The organism is Sphingomonas ginsenosidimutans, from assembly GCF_002374835.1.
Lineage (GTDB): Bacteria > Pseudomonadota > Alphaproteobacteria > Sphingomonadales > Sphingomonadaceae > Sphingomonas > Sphingomonas ginsenosidimutans.
This window is the reverse complement of sequence record NZ_NWVD01000003.1, coordinates 412,822-430,704: the sequence shown is the minus strand read 5'-3', so window position 1 is coordinate 430,704 and position 17,883 is coordinate 412,822. Positions and strand designations below refer to the sequence as shown.

The 17,883-nt window shown below is 69.2% G+C and carries 16 protein-coding genes; 9 read left to right on the top strand and 7 right to left on the bottom strand.

What is annotated here, in order from left to right; genetic code table 11:
- Positions 1–25 precede the first annotated feature (25 nt).
- Positions 26–754, top strand: coding sequence for a phosphatase PAP2 family protein (locus COA17_RS10450; protein WP_082740751.1), 729 nt, complete (start codon positions 26–28; stop codon positions 752–754).
- Here the strand turns inward: COA17_RS10450 and COA17_RS10445 are convergent.
- Together COA17_RS10445 and galE are read right to left on the bottom strand one after the other, a co-directional pair.
- Complete coding sequence (locus COA17_RS10445) at positions 731–1,567, bottom strand: HpcH/HpaI aldolase/citrate lyase family protein (protein WP_096612302.1); 837 nt, start codon at positions 1,565–1,567, stop codon at positions 731–733. The genes COA17_RS10450 and COA17_RS10445 overlap by 24 nt on opposite strands.
- Positions 1,564–2,559 (bottom strand): UDP-glucose 4-epimerase GalE, encoded by a 996-nt coding sequence (galE, locus tag COA17_RS10440; RefSeq protein ID WP_096612162.1) that lies wholly within the window; start codon positions 2,557–2,559, stop codon positions 1,564–1,566. The genes COA17_RS10445 and galE overlap by 4 nt, the downstream gene beginning before the upstream one ends.
- 65 nt (positions 2,560–2,624) lie before the next feature.
- Between galE and msrA the strand changes: the two genes are divergently transcribed.
- Complete coding sequence (msrA, locus tag COA17_RS10435; protein ID WP_066487731.1) at positions 2,625–3,164, top strand: peptide-methionine (S)-S-oxide reductase MsrA; 540 nt, start codon at positions 2,625–2,627, stop codon at positions 3,162–3,164.
- 4 nt (positions 3,165–3,168) lie between these two features.
- On the opposite strand, the gene COA17_RS10430 is transcribed toward msrA, so the two are convergent.
- Positions 3,169–4,059 (bottom strand): L-threonylcarbamoyladenylate synthase, encoded by an 891-nt coding sequence (locus COA17_RS10430; RefSeq protein WP_096612160.1) that lies wholly within the window; start codon positions 4,057–4,059, stop codon positions 3,169–3,171.
- A 73-nt stretch (positions 4,060–4,132) separates the two neighbouring features.
- Here COA17_RS10430 and COA17_RS10425 point away from each other — a divergent pair, with 73 nt between their 5' ends.
- Positions 4,133–5,803 (top strand): acyl-CoA dehydrogenase, encoded by a 1,671-nt coding sequence (locus COA17_RS10425; RefSeq protein WP_096612158.1) that lies wholly within the window; start codon positions 4,133–4,135, stop codon positions 5,801–5,803.
- Between the two features lie 3 nt (positions 5,804–5,806).
- Here the strand turns inward: COA17_RS10425 and COA17_RS10420 are convergent, their stop codons facing one another.
- From COA17_RS10420 to COA17_RS10410, 3 genes are read right to left on the bottom strand one after another with little or no spacing between them, the layout of a single operon-like run.
- Complete coding sequence (locus COA17_RS10420; protein ID WP_070321775.1) at positions 5,807–6,292, bottom strand: hypothetical protein; 486 nt, start codon at positions 6,290–6,292, stop codon at positions 5,807–5,809.
- Positions 6,293–6,308: 16 nt separating this feature from the next.
- Entirely contained in the window at positions 6,309–6,665 is a 357-nt protein-coding gene (locus tag COA17_RS10415) for a GntR family transcriptional regulator (RefSeq protein WP_066486224.1), read from the bottom strand.
- Positions 6,666–6,712: 47 nt separating this feature from the next.
- Positions 6,713–7,291, bottom strand: coding sequence for a nitroreductase family protein (locus COA17_RS10410; protein ID WP_070321774.1), 579 nt, complete (start codon positions 7,289–7,291; stop codon positions 6,713–6,715).
- A 119-nt stretch (positions 7,292–7,410) separates the two neighbouring features.
- Here COA17_RS10410 and COA17_RS10405 point away from each other — a divergent pair, with 119 nt between their 5' ends.
- The 5 genes from COA17_RS10405 to COA17_RS10385 all read left to right on the top strand — a co-directional run bounded on the left by COA17_RS10405 (position 7,411) and on the right by COA17_RS10385 (position 14,768).
- Entirely contained in the window at positions 7,411–9,210 is a 1,800-nt protein-coding gene (locus COA17_RS10405; RefSeq protein ID WP_096612156.1) for a peptide MFS transporter, read from the top strand.
- 13 nt (positions 9,211–9,223) lie between these two features.
- The gene (locus COA17_RS10400) at positions 9,224–9,898 is read left to right on the top strand and encodes an NnrU family protein (protein WP_096612154.1); all 675 of its coding nucleotides are present in this window, start codon (positions 9,224–9,226) and stop codon (positions 9,896–9,898) included.
- 91 nt (positions 9,899–9,989) lie between these two features.
- Positions 9,990–11,150 carry an acyl-CoA dehydrogenase family protein gene (locus COA17_RS10395; RefSeq protein ID WP_096612300.1) on the top strand — a complete coding sequence of 387 codons (1,161 nt, stop codon included), beginning with the start codon at positions 9,990–9,992 and terminating at the stop codon, positions 11,148–11,150.
- Positions 11,150–12,790 (top strand): long-chain-fatty-acid--CoA ligase, encoded by a 1,641-nt coding sequence (locus COA17_RS10390; protein ID WP_245857642.1) that lies wholly within the window; start codon positions 11,150–11,152, stop codon positions 12,788–12,790. The genes COA17_RS10395 and COA17_RS10390 overlap by 1 nt, the downstream gene beginning before the upstream one ends.
- Positions 12,791–12,914: 124 nt before the next feature.
- Entirely contained in the window at positions 12,915–14,768 is a 1,854-nt protein-coding gene (locus tag COA17_RS10385) for an AMP-binding protein (RefSeq protein ID WP_096612152.1), read from the top strand.
- On the opposite strand, the gene COA17_RS10380 is transcribed toward COA17_RS10385, so the two are convergent.
- A complete protein-coding gene (locus tag COA17_RS10380) occupies positions 14,723–15,658 on the bottom strand; it encodes a LysR family transcriptional regulator (protein WP_096612150.1) in 936 nt (311 codons plus the stop codon). The two genes, COA17_RS10385 and COA17_RS10380, sit on opposite strands and share 46 nt — an antisense overlap.
- Before the next feature lie 95 nt (positions 15,659–15,753).
- Between COA17_RS10380 and COA17_RS10375 the strand changes: the two genes are divergently transcribed.
- On the top strand, positions 15,754–17,835 hold the full coding sequence (locus tag COA17_RS10375; protein WP_096612296.1) for a malate synthase G: 2,082 nt from the start codon (positions 15,754–15,756) through the stop codon (positions 17,833–17,835).
- Positions 17,836–17,883 lie beyond the last annotated feature (48 nt).

Sequence of the window (17,883 nt, the reverse complement as noted above, 5' to 3'; positions counted from 1 at the left end):
GGCCGGAAAGAGGGTTGGCACCATCATGTCTTCCCACGCGACCGATCCACAGCCCCTGTTCCCCGACCGCGAACCGGCGCAAGCGCCACCGGCGCCCCGCGCGTTATGGGCGGCAATGGCGATCGGCGGGCTTGTGGCGGTGATGCTGCTCGCCTTCCTCGTGATCGATCAGGTTCCGTTCGCCTGGGATCGCGCGATCATGCTGGCGCTGCGCCGCGCCGACGATCCCGCGCAACCGGTCGGCCCCGCCTCGCTGCACGAGGCGATGGTCGACCTGACCGCGCTGGGTGGGGTGACGGTGCTGACGACGGTGACCGCGGCCGCGATCGGCCTGCTGCTGGTCCGCCGGCTGTGGCTGACCGCGGGGCTGGTCGCCGCCGCAACGATCGCCGGGTCGATCGTGTCGGGACTGGCGAAGCATTGGGTCGGCCGCCCGCGCCCTGAACTGGTCGATCATCTGGTCCAGGTCGGCGGGCTGAGTTTCCCCAGCGGTCATGCGACGAACAGCGCGATCGTCTATCTGACGCTCGCCGGGCTGGTCGCGCAGGTCGAACGCAGCCGCGCCGCGCGCAGCTACACGATCGTGGTGGCGGTGCTGCTGGTCGGGATCATCGGGATCAGCCGCGTCTATCTGGGCGTCCACTGGCCGTCCGACGTGCTGGCCGGCTGGTGCGCGGGGACGGCCTGGGCGGCCCTGTGGTGGTGGATCGGCGCGTGGTGGCGCCGCGCCTTATTCGCCCGCCGCCGCCAGTAGCCGCCGCGCCGCCTTCAGGTGCGGCGCATCGACCATTCGCCCATCGAGCTGCAGCGCGCCCGCGCCGGGGTTGGCATCGAACAGCGCAACGATCCGCCGCGCGTGGTTGATCTCCTGTTCGGACGGCGAGAATGCGGCGTTGATGACCGGTACCTGCGCCGGGTGGATCGCCATCATGCCCGTGAAGCCATCGCGCTGCCCGCGCGCGGCATAGCCGGCCAGACCGTCCAGATCGCGGAAATCGGGATAGACGGTCTCGATCGCCGGCACGCCCGCGGCGTGCGCGCCGAACAGCGTCAGCGCGCGGACCACGCGATACGGATCGGTGTAGCTGCCGTCCGCCTCCCGCGCGGTCACCGCGCCGATAGCGGCGGGCAGATCCTCCGCCCCCCAGGTCAGCCCCGCCAGGCCGTCACCGTGATAATCGCCCAGCGTGAACACCGCGCGCGCGGTCTCGCTGGCGATCGGCAGGATGCGATAGTCGCCCGGCAACATCGCGCGCAGCGTCTCCACCGACCCGCGCCCCTCCGCCTTCGGCAGGACGACGCCCACCATTCCGGCACCGGCGATCACGGCGAGGTCATCGGCGACGAACGCTGAATCGAGCGGATTGACGCGCACGAACAGCGCCGGCCCGCTCGTGCTGGCGTGCCCATCCAGGAAGGCCCGCACCGCTCTGCGCGCCGCGGGCTTGGCGGGGGCGGCGACCGCATCCTCCAGATCGAGGATCAGCGCATCGGCGCCCAGCCCCAGCGCCTTTTCCATCCGCTCCGGCCGGTCGCCGGGCACGAACAGCAGCGAGCGCAGCCTCACCGGCCGCGCTCCGCCAGCGCGCGCTCCCATGCCAGCGCATCGCGCACGATTCCGTCGAGATCGTCCCGCCGCGGCGTCCAGTCGAGCGTGCGCAGGATCGCGCCATTGTCGGCGACCAGTTCGGCGGGGTCGCCCGCGCGGCGCCCCTCCAGTCGGCGTTCGATCGAAAGATTGGTGACCCGGTCGACCGCGTCGAGAACTTCCAGCACCGAAAAGCCGCGACCATAGCCGGCGTTGAGGATGTGGCTGTCGCCCGGCCGCTCGACCAGCAGTTTCAGTGCCGCGACATGCGCCTCGGCGAGGTCGCTGACGTGGATATAGTCGCGCACCCCCGTGCCGTCGCGGGTCGGGAAATCGGTGCCGAACACCGATACCGCCGCGCGCTTGCCGGTCGCCGCCTCCACCGCGATCTTGATGAGATGCGTCGCCCCCACCGTCGATTGCCCGCTGCGCCCCTGCGGATCGGCGCCGGCGACGTTGAAATAGCGTAGGCACGCGTAATTGAGCGGATGTGCCGCCGCGACGTCGCGCAGCATCGCCTCGGTCATCAGCTTGGACATGCCATAGGGGTTGATCGGGCGGGTCGGATCGCCCTCCGCCACCGGCACCTTGTCCGGCGTGCCATAGGTCGCGGCGGTCGAGGAGAAGATAAAATGCGGCACGCCCGCCGCGACCGCGCTTTCGATCAGCGTGCGCGTCGCTGCGGTGTTGTTGCGATAATATTTGAGCGGGTCGGCAACCGATTCAGGCACCACCACCGATCCGGCGAAATGCATCACCGCGCGCACGCGATGTTCGGCCATCACGTCGCGGATCGACGGATCCTCCACCGCCATCTCCACCAGCGTCGCGCGCGGATCGACCGCCCAGGCGAAACCGGTGACCAGATTGTCGACCACGACCACCCGATAGCCCGCATCCAGCAGCGCCAGCACGGCATGGCTACCGATATAGCCTGCCCCGCCCGTCACCATCACCTTGCCGTCGATCATCGCCGCGCGCTCCCTTTGCCGCGGCGGTAGCGCGTTCCTACATGGGAGGCAAAGGAGACCCGGAAATGACCGAATATGCGACGCTGGCCGGCGGCTGCTTCTGGTGCACGGAGGCGGTGTTCAAGGATGTGATCGGCGTGGAAAGCGTCGAAAGCGGCTATATCGGCGGGCACGTTCCCAACCCGACCTACAAGCAGGTGTGCGGCGGCGACACCGGCCATGCGGAGGCGATCCGCGTCGGCTTCGATCCGGCGCAGGTCAGCTACGCCGACCTGCTCGACATCTTCTTCGCCACGCACGACCCGACGCAGCTCAACCGCCAGGGCAATGACGTGGGCACGCAATATCGCTCGGCGATCTTCCCCGCGACGGTGATGCAGGAAGAACAGGCCAACCAGGCGATCGCGCGCGCGCAGGAGGATTGGCCCAAGCCGATCGTCACCACGATCGAACCCATGGCCGAATGGTATCCCGCCGAGGGCTATCATCAGGATTACTGGGAAGGCGAAGGACAGCGCAATCCCTATTGCCTGGCAGTGATCCCGCCCAAGCTGCAGAAACTGCGCAAGAGCTTCGCAGCGCGCAGTCGCGCCGTCACGGCCTGACGGATCACCGGGCCGCGGCGCGGCGCAGCCGGTCGTTGATCGCGGCGCCGATGTCCTGTTCGGGCACCGGCGCCACCGCGATCCGCGACCGGTCGCTCGCATCGGCGCGGTGAAGCGCGTCGAACAGCCGCGCGGCCGCTTCCACCATGTCGCCGGTCGCCGACAGCATGTCGTCGCCGGCGACGCTGCCGAAACCGATCAGCCACTCGTCGTCGTCTGCTGCCACCGCGTCGAGACGCAGCGGCTTGCGCGGCGCATAATGCGTCGCCAGCTGCCCCGGCGCGCTGATGTGCGCGCTCGTCCCTGGCGCCACCGGTAGAATTTCACGCAGCATTTCCGCCGTGACGGGGCCGGGGCGCAGGATCGTGCGGCCTGCCACGATCGTCGATTCGACCCCCGCGGTCGTCGAACCGTCATCGACGATCAGCGGTACGCTTGCGCCCAGGCTGGCCGCGACATGCGCGGCGCGCGTCGGGCTGATCGCATTGCTGGCATTGGCGGACGGCGCGGCGAGCGGCGCGGCGCTGGCCGCGAGCAGCGCCTGCATCGCGCGGTGCGCGGGCACGCGGACCGCCACCGTGTCCAGCCCGGCGGTCGCCAGCGATGCGATGCCGGCGCCAGCGCGGATCGGCAGCACCAATGTCAGCGGGCCGGGCCAGAAGGCGGCGGCCAGCGCGCGCGCGTCATCGTCGAACACCGCGATCCGCTCCGCCGCCGCCGCGTCCGGCACGTGCACGATCAGCGGATTGAACGACGGCCGCCCCTTGGCGGCATAGATGCGCGCCACCGCCGCCGAATCGCGCGCGTCGGCGGCGAGGCCATAGACCGTCTCGGTCGGGATCGCGACGATACCACCGCCGCGAATCAGCGCCGCCGCCTCATGGATGGCGGCCATGCCGTAGCGTCGGATACGAGGGTGTTGAGCGGTCATCGCCGGTCGGTATAGCGTTGCCGGCCAGGAGACCGAAATGACCTTCACCGCCCCCGTCGCCGACCAGCGTTTCGTCCTCGATCACGTCGTTCGCCTCGACGAACTGGCCGCAACCGATCGCTTCGCCGCCGCCACCCCCGACGTGATCGACGCGGTGCTCGAAGGGATCGCGCAGTTCGCGGAGGGAGAATGGGCGCCGCTGGCGCGCGCGGGCGATACCGTTGGGGCGAAATGGACCCCCGACGGCGTGGTCATGCCGGATGGCTATCCCGCCGCCTATCGCGCCTATGTCGACGGCGGCTGGGGGACGATCGGCGTGCCGGAGGCGTTCGGGGGGCAGGGGCTGCCGTTCGCTGTGCAGGCCGCGGTGCTGGAAACGCTGGGCACCGCCAACATGGGCTTCGCGCTTGCCCCGATCCTGTCGGTCGGCGCGATCGAGGCGTTGCAGCACCATGGCACCCCCGAACAGCAAGCGACCTACCTGCCGAAACTGGCGACCGGCGAATGGTCCGGCACGATGAACCTCACCGAGCCGCAGGCGGGTAGTGACGTCGGCGCGCTGCGCGCCACCGCCACCCCGCGCGGCGACGGCACCTTCGCGATCAAGGGGACGAAGATCTACATCTCGTTCGGCGATCATGACCTGACCGACAATATCGTGCACCTCGTACTGGCGCGCACGCCGGGCGCGCCGGAGGGTACCAAGGGCATCTCGCTGTTCCTCGTCCCCAAGGTGCGGCTGGACGGCACGCCCAACGACGTGCGGGTGGTGTCGATCGAACACAAGATGGGACTGCACGCCTCCCCCACCTGCGTCCTGTCGTTCGGCGACCATGACGATTGCATCGGCGAGCTGATCGGCCCGGAGCTGGGCGGGATGCGGGCGATGTTCACAATGATGAACAACGCCCGCCTCAACGTCGGGCTTCAGGGCGTGCAGGTGGCGGAGGGCGCGACGCAGAAGGCCGCCGCCTATGCGCGCGAACGCATCCAGGGCGTGCGCGACGGACGCCCCGCCGCGATCGTCGAGCATCCCGACGTGCGCCGCATGCTGCTGCGTATGAAGGCTCAGACGATGGCCGCGCGTGCGTTGGTCTATTACGCCTGCGGGATGGTCGACCGCGCCGGGCTGGGCGATGCCAAGGCCAAGGAGCGGCTGGAAATCATGACCCCGCTGGCCAAGGCGCATGCGACCGACATCGGCAACGAAGTCGCCAGCATCGGCGTACAGGTCCACGGCGGCATGGGCTATGTCGAGGAGACGGGCGCGGCGCAGTTCTTCCGCGACGCGCGGATCACGCCGATCTATGAAGGGACCAACGGCATCCAGGCCGCCGATCTGGTTGGCCGCAAGCTGGCGATGGCCAATGGCGGCACCTTCGCCGATCTGATCGCCGACATGCGGGGCGAGGCACGCCATCCGCAACTGGTCCGGCTGATCGACAGCTGCGAGGCGGTCGGCCGCCGGCTACAGACGGTCGAGGCCGATGACCGGCAGGCGGCCAGCTATCCGTTCCTGACGATGCTGTCGGTCGCTGCGTGCGGCTGGCTGATGGAGCGGCAGGCGGGCGCCGCGGCGGGGGATGCGGTGAGGACGACCGCCGCCGCCTTCTATCTCGACCAGATCCTGCCCGAGGCGTTCGGGCTGGAAGCCGCGGCCAACGCGCCGGCGGCGGTGCTCTACGCGCTGCCGGCCGACGCGTTCTGACGGTCAGTCGCCGGAGGGGCAGCCGCTGTCCGGGTTCGGCCCAGCCCCCTTGGGATACCAGCGCGCGACCTTGGCGTCCTGATCGTAATAGCAGACCGCCGTGCGCTTGCCGTCGGGCGTGATCGCGATCGACCAATTGTGCGGGCCGCAATTGTGCGGCTCGCATCCCCATGACAGCACCCGTCCGTCGAACATCACGATCGGCGACGCGGTGACCGCGCGGTCCAGCACCCGGTCACGTATCGCTTTGTCCGGCACGGCCGCGGCGACGGCCGCCCCGACCATGGGATCGGCCAGGAAGTTCGTTCCGCTCACGGCGTCGGTCGGATAGCTGCCGACATAGCGCGTCATCGGTCCGGGGGGGCTCGGACTGCCCGCGGGTGACGGGGTCGCAACGGGAACAGGCGTGACGGCATTCGTGGCGGGTTCGGACTGCTGCTGGCAGGCGGCCAGCGCGACCATCAGAACGGGGGCAAGGCGGCGGATCATCCGCGCGGGGATAGCGTCATCGCGCCGTCGGTTCCAGCAGGTCGGCCGCGTCCAGCCCCAGAAGGTCGATCCAGGTGTGGATGCGCGGCCATTGATGCGCGACGAAATCCGCCCGCTCCGCCGCCCGCAGCCGCTCCGCCGCGCCGGCCAGCACGAACATGCCGACGCCGCGCCGCACCTCGACATAGCCGTCATCCTGGAAACTCTGATACGCTTTGGCCACCGTCAGCGGATTGGCGCCATGTTCGGCAGCCAGCGCGCGAACCGAGGGAAGCTGATCCCCCGCGCCATAATCCCCGCGCAATATCCCCGCCGCGATCGTCGCGCGCAGGCGGAGATAGACGGGGGAGTCGTCGCTGCTCAGAACTGCCATGCTGTTCTAATACACTATGGGGCGCCCAAGTCGAGTCGCGCGTGCCGCTACCCCCGCCACATCGACCACAATCGTGCCGGATCGGGACGCGGCCGCTCCTCCAGCGGACGGCCGGGCGTGCCGATGAACATGAAGCCCGCGATCCGTTCCGGCGCCGCGCCGAAGGCGTCGCGCACCGCGTCCGAAAACGCCGGCCACCCCGTCAACCATCCGCCGGCATAGCCGTGCGCGTGCACTGCGTGGAGCAGGTTCATGCACGCTGCGCCCGCCGACAATTCCTGTTCCCACATCGGAATGTGGCTGTCGGTACGCGGGGAAAACAGCGCGACCACCAGCGCCGGCGCCTGTCGTGCGAACTGCACCATCGCGTCCAGCTCGACCTGTTTCGCGGCGGGGCGTTCGGCGCGATAGGCATCGACCAGCAGCGCGGCCAGCGCGTCGCGCCGGTCGTCCGGCACGATCACGAACCGCCACGGCGTCAGTTTCCCGTGATCGGGCGTGCGCCCCGCCATGCCGATCATCGCGACCAGTTCGTCCTGCGAGGGGCCGGGGGCGACCAGATCGCGCGGCTTGCCCGACCGGCGGGTGGCGAGCAGCGACAGGGGTGTGGAAAGATCGTTGAACATGCCCGGCATCTATCGCGGCAAGCGGGATATTTACAGCCGCCGCTTTGCCGCTAGTTTCGCCTGCAATCAGTTTCGCGCCCCTCCGCCGCGGCGCGACCAGTTCAGGAGCGTCATTCCCTATGGTGGAAACCCCGACCGCGGACACCCCGCGCGAGCCGGATATCAGCCACGTCAATCCGGCCAGCGAGGCCACATGGTTCGGGCATCCCCGCCAGCTGGCCCGGCTGTTCACCACCGAAATGTGGGAACGGTTCGGCTTTTACGGCATGCGAGCGCTGCTGACGCTGTACCTGACGAAGCATTTCCTGTTCGGCGATCGTGCGGCCACGGGGCTGTACGGGGGCTTCACCGCCCTGGTCTATCTGACCCCGCTGATCGGCGGCTATCTGGCCGACCAGTATCTGGGATCGAAGCGCGCGGTGAAGTTTGGTGCGCTGCTGATGGCGCTGGGCTATTTCACGCTCTGCTTCGGCGGGCAGACCGCCACCCCCTATGCGATGGTCGACGGGCAGCGTTATGCGGTCGCGATCGACGAGCGCGCGGGCGTGGAGACCCGCTACGTCGTCGACGGCGCGCAGAAACTGGCGATCCGCGGGAACGACGACGGCACCGTCTCGCTGCTCGACCCGGCCGGTGCGGTCGCACGCACCGTCGCGCCCGGCGCGTTCCAATCGGAGGGTGACCGCAGCCCGCTCCACGTCGCGCTGATGCTGCTGGCGCTGTGCATGGTGTCGGTGGGCAACGGTTTCTTCAAGCCGAACATCTCGACCATGGTGGGCGAATTGTACGCGCCGGGGGACCGGCGCCGCGATACCGGCTTCACGATCTTCTACATGGGCATCAACCTCGGCTCGCTGTTCTCGCAACTGCTGTGCCCGCTGCTGGCGACCACCGTCGGCTGGTGGGCCGGATTCGGCCTCGCCGCATTCGGGATGCTGTTCAGTTGGTTTCTGATCCAGTTCGACGGCGGGCGCCTGTCCGGCTATGGCGAGCCGCCGGCGCGGAACGCCGGACAGCCGGATCGCGCGCTGGGCATCTATGCCGCCTCGCTGATCGGCGTGCCCATCTTCTACCTGCTGTTCACCAACCTCATGAACGCGCCCGAACCGGTCGCCGGATCGGGGATACTCGGCTACATTCTCGCGCTGCCGCTGATGGGCAAATTGCTGTTCGGCACCTTCCTGGTCGGCGTCCCTGCGATCCTGGCGTGGTCATGGGCCAAGGGCAGCCGCACCGAATTCCAGATGATGCTGGCCGCGATGGTGCTGATCGTCTTCAATGTCGTCTTCTGGACGCTGTTCGAACAGGCCGGATCGTCGCTGACGCTGTTCGCGGATCGCAACACCAACCTGTCGATCTTCGGGCTGTTCTCAATCTCGGCAGGACAGACGCAGTTCTTCAACGCCTTCTTCATCGTCGCCTTTGCCCCCGTCATGGCGGCGATGTGGACGAAGCTGGCCGCCGCGGGCCGCGAACCGTCGATCCCGATCAAGTTCGGTATTGCCCTGATCGGCGTCGGCGCGGGGTTCCTGTTCCTGGTCTTCGGCAGCCGCTTCGTCGGGCCGGATTTCAAGGTCGGCATCTGGTGGCTGGCGGGCCTGTACCTGATCCATTCGCTGGCCGAACTGTGCATTTCACCGGTCGGGCTGTCGATGATCACCAAGCTGTCGATCGCGCGGATCGTCGGGCTGATGATGGGCGTGTGGTTCCTGTCGATCTCGGTCGCGCAATATGTCGCCGGCGTGGTGGCGCAGGTCGCCAGCGTCGAGACGGTCGGCGGACAGGTGACCAACCTGAAGGTCAGCCTGGACACCTATAACAACGTCTTCTGGACGATCGGCATTGCCGCGGCGCTGATCGGCGTGGCATTGCTGGCGCTGTCGCCGCTCATCAAGAAATGGATGCACGGCGTCCAGTAACGAAGGAAACGCCATGGGAGAGGTGCCGATTGCCGCCGCCGCGTTCGTCGGAACGCACTTTCTCCTGTCGCACCCGCTGCGCGCGCCGATCGTGTCGCGTCTGGGGGAGCGGGGTTTCCTGGGCGTCTACTCGCTGGTCGCGGCGGTGACACTCGGCTGGCTGGTCTTCGCCTATCGCGCCGCACCGCTCGCCGCGCCGCTCTGGCCGGTCGGCGATACGCTGTGGGCGGTCGCCACGGCGATGATGCTGCTGGCGAGCGTGCTGTTCATGGGCTCGCTGGTCGGCAACCCTGCACTGCCCGACCCGGGCGGACAGCAGCGCCCGCCGGTCGAGCCGCGCGGCGTGTTCGCGATCACGCGCCACCCGATGATGTGGTCCTTCGCGCTGTGGGGCGCCGCGCATATCCTGGTCTACCCGCAGCCGGCCAATATCGTCCTGGCCGGCGCCATCGTCGTGCTGGCGCTGGTCGGCGCGCACCTTCAGGACCGCAAGAAGGCACGCCATCAGCCCGACAGCTGGCCGCAGTGGATGGCGCGAACCAGCTTCCTGCCCTTCGCCGCGCGACGCTCGATCCGCGGGCTGGGCGGCCACGCGCTGGGCGGCGGGGTGGTCGTCTGGCTGGCGGCGACTTGGGCGCATATCCCGCTGGCCGGATGGGCGGCAGGCGTCTGGCGCTGGATCGCGTGACGACAGAACAAAAGTTACGGCAGGGGCTGGCGACACGAAACGAAACAGGACAAAGCGACCGGCATCTGACACTATCGGATGCGAGAGGATGATGACCGAAGCTACAACGATCGCCGCGCGCGTGGAACGTTTCGTACGGGACACGGTGGCGCCCTACGAGCGCGATCCGCGCTGCGGTGCGCACGGCCCGTCGGATGATCTGGTCGTCGAACTGCGCGGGCTGGCGCGCGACGCCGGCGTGCTGACGCCGCATATCCTGGCCGACGGCACCCACCTGCATCATCGCGACGTCGCGGTCGTGCTGCGCGCCGCGGGCCTGTCGCCGCTGGGACCGGTGGCGGTCAACGTCGCCGCCCCGGACGAAGGCAACATGTACCTGCTGGGCCAGCGCGCCAGCGCCGAGCAGAAGGCACGGTTCCTGGACCCGATGGTCAGGGGCGAGGCGCGATCGGCCTTCTTCATGACCGAGCCGGCCGCCGACGGGGGCGCCGGGTCCGACCCGTCGATGATGCAGACCACCGCGGTGCGCGACGGCAACCACTGGGTCGTCAACGGGCGCAAGGCGTTCATCACCGGTGCCGAGGGGGCGCAGGTCGGCATCGTCATGGCCAAGGCCGACGAAGGCGCGACGATGTTCCTGGTCGACCTGCCCGATTCGGCGATCCGTATCGAGCGTGTGCTCGACACCATCGACAGCTCGATGCCCGGCGGCCACGCGGTGGTCGCGATCGAGAATTTGCGCATCCCCGCCGACCAGATGCTCGGCAATCCGGGCGAGGGGTTCCAGCTGGCACAGGTGCGCCTGGCGCCCGCGCGGCTGACCCATTGCATGCGCTGGCTGGGCGCGTGCATCCGCGCGAACGAGATCGCGACCGATTACGCCTGCCGCCGCCACGCCTTCGGCAAGCCGCTGGTCGATCACGAGGGCGTCGGCTTCATGCTGGCGGAAAACCTGATCGACCTGAAACAGGCCGAACTGATGATCGATTGGTGTGCCGCAGTGCTGGACGACGGCCATCTGGGCACGGCGGAAAGCAGCATGGCGAAGGTGGCGGTATCCGAGGCGCTGATGCGCATCGCCGACCGCTGCGTCCAGGTGATGGGCGGCACCGGCGTGACCGGCGACACGATCGTGGAGCAGGTGTTCCGCGAGGTGCGCGCGTTCCGCATCTACGACGGCCCTACCGAAGTCCACAAATGGAGCCTCGCCAAGAAGGTGAAGCGCGACTGGAAACACACGAAGGAGAGCTGATGTCGGATCTGTTCGGGTTGATGCAGGACGTGCCGCTGACGGTGGATCGGATCCTCGATCATGCGGCGACATGGCACGGCGCGCGCGAGATCGTATCGCGCGATGCCGGCGGGTCCGTGTCGCACACCGATTATGCCGGGCTGCACCGCACCGCCAAGCAGGTGTCGAGCGCGCTGGCCGCTGCGGGCATCGTCCGCGGCGACCGTGTGGCGACCATGGGGTGGAACGGCGCGCGCCATCTGGCCGCCTGGTACGGCGCGACGAACATGGGCGCGGTGCTGCACACGCTGAACCCGCGGCTCTTTCCCGAACAGATCGCCTATATCGCTCGCCACGCTGGCGACCGTATCCTGCTGGCCGACCCGGCGTGCGCGGGGCTGATCGCACCGCTGCTGAAGGAAGCGCCCTCGATCGAGCAGGTCATCTTCCTGTGCGGTCCGCAGGAGATGCCCGAGGTGCCGTTCGCGGCGACCGATTTCGATTCCTGGGTGGCCGGCCAGCCCGCCGAATATGTCTGGGGCGGGTTCGACGAACGGCTGGCCTGCGGGCTGTGCTATACCTCGGGCACGACGGGCAATCCCAAGGGCGTGCTCTATTCGCACCGCTCCAACTTCCTGCACACGCTGATGACGCTGCAGGCCGATGCGCTGGCGCTGACGCAGCGCGATTCGATCCTGCTGGTCGTGCCGATGTATCATGCCAATGCGTGGGGCGTGGTCTATTCCGCCCCCGCCGCAGGCGCCAAGCTGGTCCTGCCGGGCGCGCGGATGGACGGCCAGTCGATCTTCGACCAGATCGAGGAGGAAGGCGTCACCTTCTCCGCCGCGGTGCCTACCGTGTGGCAGGGGCTGCTCCAGCACCTGCGCGCCACGGGGCAAACGTTCACGACGTTGAAGCGCGTCGTCATCGGCGGCTCCGCCCCGCCCGAATCGCTGATCCGCGCCTTCCAGGACGATTACGGGGTGGAGGTGATCCAGGGCTGGGGCATGACCGAGACGTCACCGCTCGCCACGCTGTCCACCCCGACGCAGGAAGTGCTGGCGCAGCCGTACGACGAACAGGTGCGGCGCAAGGGGATGCAGGGGCGGCTGGTGTGCGGGCTGGAGCTGAAGCTGACCGACGACGCGGGCAATCGCCTGCCGCATGACGGGAAGACCGCCGGGCACCTGAAGATCAAGGGGCCGACGATCACCTCCGGCTATTTCGGCGGCGAGGGCGGCAACGTGCTGGACGAGGAAGGGTTCTTCGATACCGGCGACGTTTCCACGATCGACCCGTCCGGCTATATGCAGATCACCGACCGCGCCAAGGACATCGTCAAGTCCGGCGGCGAATGGATCAGTTCGATCGAAATCGAGAACATCGCCACCGGCCATCCGGCGGTGGCGATCGCGGCGGTCATCGGCGTCGCGCACCCCAAATGGGACGAGCGCCCGATCCTGCTGGTACAGCCGGCGCCCGGTGCGACCTGCGCGAAGGACGAATTGCTCGGGTTCCTGGACGGGAAGATCGCCAAATGGTGGATGCCCGACGACGTGGTGGTGGTCGACGCCATCCCGCTGGGTGCGACCGGCAAGATCGACAAGAAGCTGATCCGCCAGCAGATGGCCGGTTACCGGCTGCCCGGCTTGGCGGCGTGATGCGCGCGACGCGCCGACACGGCCGCGTCGGCGTGTCGCAGCGGCTTGCCCGGGTAAGCCGCCCGGCTTAGGCTGCCGCCCGGACCGCGCAGCAAGCGCGGCCGTCAAGCGAGAGGAATGCCGGATGTCGCGCGCCGACCCGATTCACGCCGTGCCGTTCAAGCCGCTGCCGCAGAAGGCACCCGACGTCGAGGTCGAGCGGCGCGACGACGGCGCGATCCTGATCCGGCAGCGCCACGCCATGGCGCCGCCGGCGCGATCGATCGTCCACCTACTGGCCGAACGCGCGGCGGCGCATCCCGAACGCCCGTTCATCCTGCAACGCACCGCCGATGGTGGCGGATGGGAAGGCGTCACCTATGGCGAGGCACTGCGCGCGGTGGAGGGGATCGCGCAATGGCTGCTGGATCGCGGACTGGGCGGCGATGATACGGTGATGATCCTGTCGGCCAATTCGGTCGAACATGCGCTGGTGACGCTGGGCTGCTATGCCGCGGGGGTGCCCGCTGCCCCGGTCAGCCCGGCGTACAGCCTGATCTCCACGGACCATGCCAAGCTGCGCCATGCCGCCGCGACGGTGACGCCGCGGGTGGTGTTCGCGCAGGCGGCCGCCCCCTTCGCGCGGGCGTTCGACACGCTGCGCACGCTGGAACCCGATCTGACGATCGTCACCGCCGACGGCGCCATGGGCACCGTTCCCCTCGCGACACTGACCGCGACCACGCCCGGCGCGGCGGTGGCAACGGCGCGCGAGGCGATCGGCCATGCGACCATCGGCAAGTTCCTGTTCACCTCCGGCTCGACCGGAATGCCCAAGGGGGTGCCGCAAACGCACGGCATGATGGTGCATGTCGTCGCCGCGCAGGAAGGGTTGCGCGATGATCATCCCGACGACCGCCCGGTTCCGCTGTCGCTGGAATGGATGCCGTGGAGCCACATCTCCGCTGGCAACATCGCGTTCAACAACAATATCGCCGCCGGCGGCACGCTCTATCTCGACGAAGGTAAGCCGGTGCCGGGGCTGTTCGATACGACGATCCGTAACCTGTACGACGTGTCGCCGATGGTGTTCGGCTCCGCACCGATCGCCTTCGCGATGCTGGCCGAGGCGATGGAGCGCGACCCGAAGCTGCGCGCCAGCTTCTTCCGCAACCTGACGCACATGGCCTATGGCGGCGCCACGCTGTCCAGCGACGTCGCCGACCGGATCCAGGCGCTGGCGGTTGCGGAGACGGGGCATCGCATCCCGCTGACCACCATGTACGGCGCGACCGAGACGCAAGGGGTGACGGTGGTCCACTGGCTGACCGAACGGGTCGGGCTGATCGGCCTGCCGCTGCCGGGAATCACGCTGAAACTGGTGCCGGCGGGCGGCAAGCTGGAGGTCCGGGTCAAGGGGCCGACCGTCACCACCGGCTATCACCGCGACCCCGAACGCACCGCCGCCGCCTTCGACGAGGAAGGTTTCTACCGGCTGGGCGATGCGGCACGGTTCCTGGACCCGGACGATCCGGCGCAGGGGCTGGTGTTCGACGGGCGTGTCACGGAGGATTTCAAACTGGATTCGGGCACCTGGGTGTCGGTCGGCACGCTGCGCCCGGATCTGGTCGCGGCCTGCTCCCCCTATCTGCAGGATGCGGTGATCGCGGGGCAGGACCGGCCGTTCGTCGCGCTGCTCGCTTGGCCCTCCGCCGCCGCGCTCCAGACGCTGGCGCAGGCGACGCCCGGCAGCGATCCGTTCGACACGCTGGCGGGACTGGTCGCGGAGCGGCTGCGCACGCACAATGACGCGGCAGGGGGCAGTTCGCGGCGCGTCGCCCGTTTCGTCCTGCTGCGCGACCCGCCGTCGGTCGACGCGGGCGAGATCACCGACAAGGGTTATGTCAACCAGCGCGCCGCGCTGGCCGCGCGCGCGGCGACGGTGGACGCGCTCTACGCCGATCCGCCTGGCGACGGCGTGGTGGTGCTGGCGGGCTGACCGCTTTCCCACGCGGCGGGGTCGATCACGGTGCGCAGGAACGCGACGAACGCGGTGACCGCGGGCGCCACCGGTTGCCCACGCGGATGCACCGCCCAGATGCCGACGCGCGCCGACCCCTCCCACTCAGGCAGCACGCGCACCAGCGTGCCGCGCGCCAGCAAGTCGTGCACGTCCCATAACGATCGCAATGCGATGCCCGCGCCGGTCAGCGCCAGTTCGCGCACCAACTCGCTGGAATTGGTCGCGACGATGCTGTCGCCCTCGACCGTCCGGGCGCGGCCGCGCGCCATCAACTGCCACGGCAACTGCCCCTGCGCGGCGAGCAGGCGATGCGTCGCCAGATCGGCGATCGTCGCGGGCGCGCCGTGCGCCGCCAGATAGGCCGGCGCGGCGCACAGCACGCGGCGGCTGTCCGCCAGCCGGTGCGCGACGACATCGGCGGGAACATCGGGGGCGATGCGGATCGCGACGTCCACGCCGCCGGCCAGGAGGTCGACGAACCCGTCCGACAGGTCGATCGCCAACGCCACCGCGGGATGGTCGACGATGAAGCGGTGGAGATGCGGCGCGACGTGCAGCCGCCCGAACGAGGTCGGCGCCGATACCCGCAGCGGCCCCGCGGGCGCCGCCGCCGCCCCGGTGACGCGCGCCTCCGCCGCCGCGGTCGCGGCAAGGATCGCGGTCAGGTCGGCGTGGAATTGCTCCCCCGCGGCGGTCATCGCCAGCCGCCGCGTGGTGCGGTGGAGCAGCCGGACGCCCAGCCGCTGCTCCAGCCGCGCCAGCCGCTTGCTGACCATCGCCGGCGACAGCCGCAGCGCCCGCGCCGCCGCCGACAGGCTGCCCGCGGCGGCGACATGGACGAACAGTTCGTAATCGGGATCGAGCATCGATCTTTTCCTACAAGGAAAAGCTGCTGGGCATTTCGCGCCTCTACCGAACCGCTGCCGATCGGTCTAGATCGGGAGCGAAGGAGCAGGACATGATGATCGACCGGGCCGGATTGCAGGTGGACGCGGCGCTGGCCGCCTTTGTCGAGGAGCGCGCGCTGCCCGGCACGGGCATCACCGCCGACGCCTTCTGGCGCGGTACCGCGGCGATCTTCGCCGATCTGGCCCCGCACAACCGCGAGCTGCTGGCAACGCGCGACCGGATGCAGGCGCAGATCGACGCCTGGCACATCGAGCGCGCGGGCCAGCCGATCGACCAGTCCGCCTATCAGGCGTTCCTGCGCGACATCGGCTATCTCGTCCCCGAACCCGCGCCCTTCGCGGTCGCCCCCGAGAATGTCGACGAAGAGGTCGCGCGTCGTGCCGGGCCGCAGCTGGTGGTGCCGATCCTCAACGCGCGCTTCCTGCTCAACGCGGCCAATGCGCGCTGGGGGAGCCTGTACGATGCGCTGTACGGCACCGATGCGATCCCCGGCACGCCCGCCGGCAAGGGCTATGATGCGGCGCGCGGCCAGCAGGTGATCGCTTGGGCGAAGGCGTTCCTGGACGAAGCGGCGCCGCTGGCCGAGGGTAGCTGGGCCGACTGGACCGGCGGGACGCCCGTGCTGGCCGATCCGGCGCAGCTGGTCGGGCGCGCCGGCGACAACCTGCTGCTGCGTCACCACGGCCTGCATATCGAGGTGGTGATCGACCACGCGCACCCCATCGGGCGCGACGATCCGGCCGGGATCGCCGACGTGGTCCTCGAAGCGGCGCTGACCACGATCTGCGACCTGGAGGATTCGGTCGCGGCGGTAGACGCGGTGGACAAGGTCGCGGCCTATGCCAACTGGCTGGGGCTGATGAAGGGCGATCTGACCGAAACGTTCGAGAAGGGCGGGGCGACGATGACGCGGCGGCTGAACGCGGATCGCGACTATGTCGCGCCCGACGGCACGCCGCTGACGCTGCCGGGGCGCAGCCTGTTGTTCGTGCGCAACGTCGGGCATCTGATGACCAATCCGGCGATCCGGCTGGCCGATGGCGGCGAGGCGCCGGAGGGCATCCTCGACGCGATCGTCACCAGCCTGATCGCGCTGCACGACCTGAACGGCGCGCGCGCCAACAGCCGGACGGGGTCGATCTATATCGTCAAGCCCAAGATGCACGGCCCCGAAGAGGCGGCGTTCACGAACACGCTGTTCGACCGGGTCGAGGATTTGCTGGGCCTGCCGCGCCACACCATCAAGGTGGGGGTGATGGACGAGGAGCGGCGCACCTCCGCCAATCTGGCGGCGTGCATCCATGCGGTGAAGGACCGGATCGTGTTCATCAACACCGGTTTCCTGGATCGCACCGGGGACGAGATGCACACGTCGATGCGCGCCGGCGCGATGATCCGCAAGGGCGAGATGAAGAACGCCGCCTGGATCAAGGCGTACGAGAACCGCAACGTCCAGATCGGGCTCGCCTGCGGCCTGTCAGGCAAGGCGCAGATCGGCAAGGGGATGTGGGCGGCGCCCGACATGATGGCGGACATGCTGGCGCAGAAGATCGCGCATCCGATGACCGGCGCGACCACCGCCTGGGTGCCCAGCCCGACCGCGGCGACGCTGCACGCCACCCATTACCACCGCGTCGACGTGTTCGCGCGGCAGGCGGCGCGGCGGGCCGAACCGGTTGCGGCGCTCGACGCGCTGCTCGACGTGCCGGTCGCCGGCGGGCGCAACTGGTCGGCCGAGGACATACGGGAGGAACTGGACAACAATGCGCAGGGAATCCTGGGCTATGTCGTGCGGTGGATCGACCAGGGAATCGGCTGTTCCAAGGTGCCGGACATCCATGACGTGGGGTTGATGGAGGACCGCGCGACGCTGCGCATTTCGTCGCAGCACATGGCCAACTGGCTGCTCCACGGCGTCGCCAGCGCGGACGAGGCGGAGGCGGCGCTGCGGCGGATGGCGGCGAAGGTCGATGCGCAGAATGCCGGCGATCCGCTGTACCGCCCGCTGACCGGGGACAGCATCGCGCTTGCCGCGGCGCGGGCGCTGGTGTTCGAGGGGGTCGCGCAGCCCAACGGCTATACCGAGCCGTTGCTGCACCGGTACCGGGCGGAGGCGAAGGCGACGGCGCGCTGACCACGCGGAGGCCCGAGCCTTTGCTGGGGCGACGTGGTGTCGACCGGG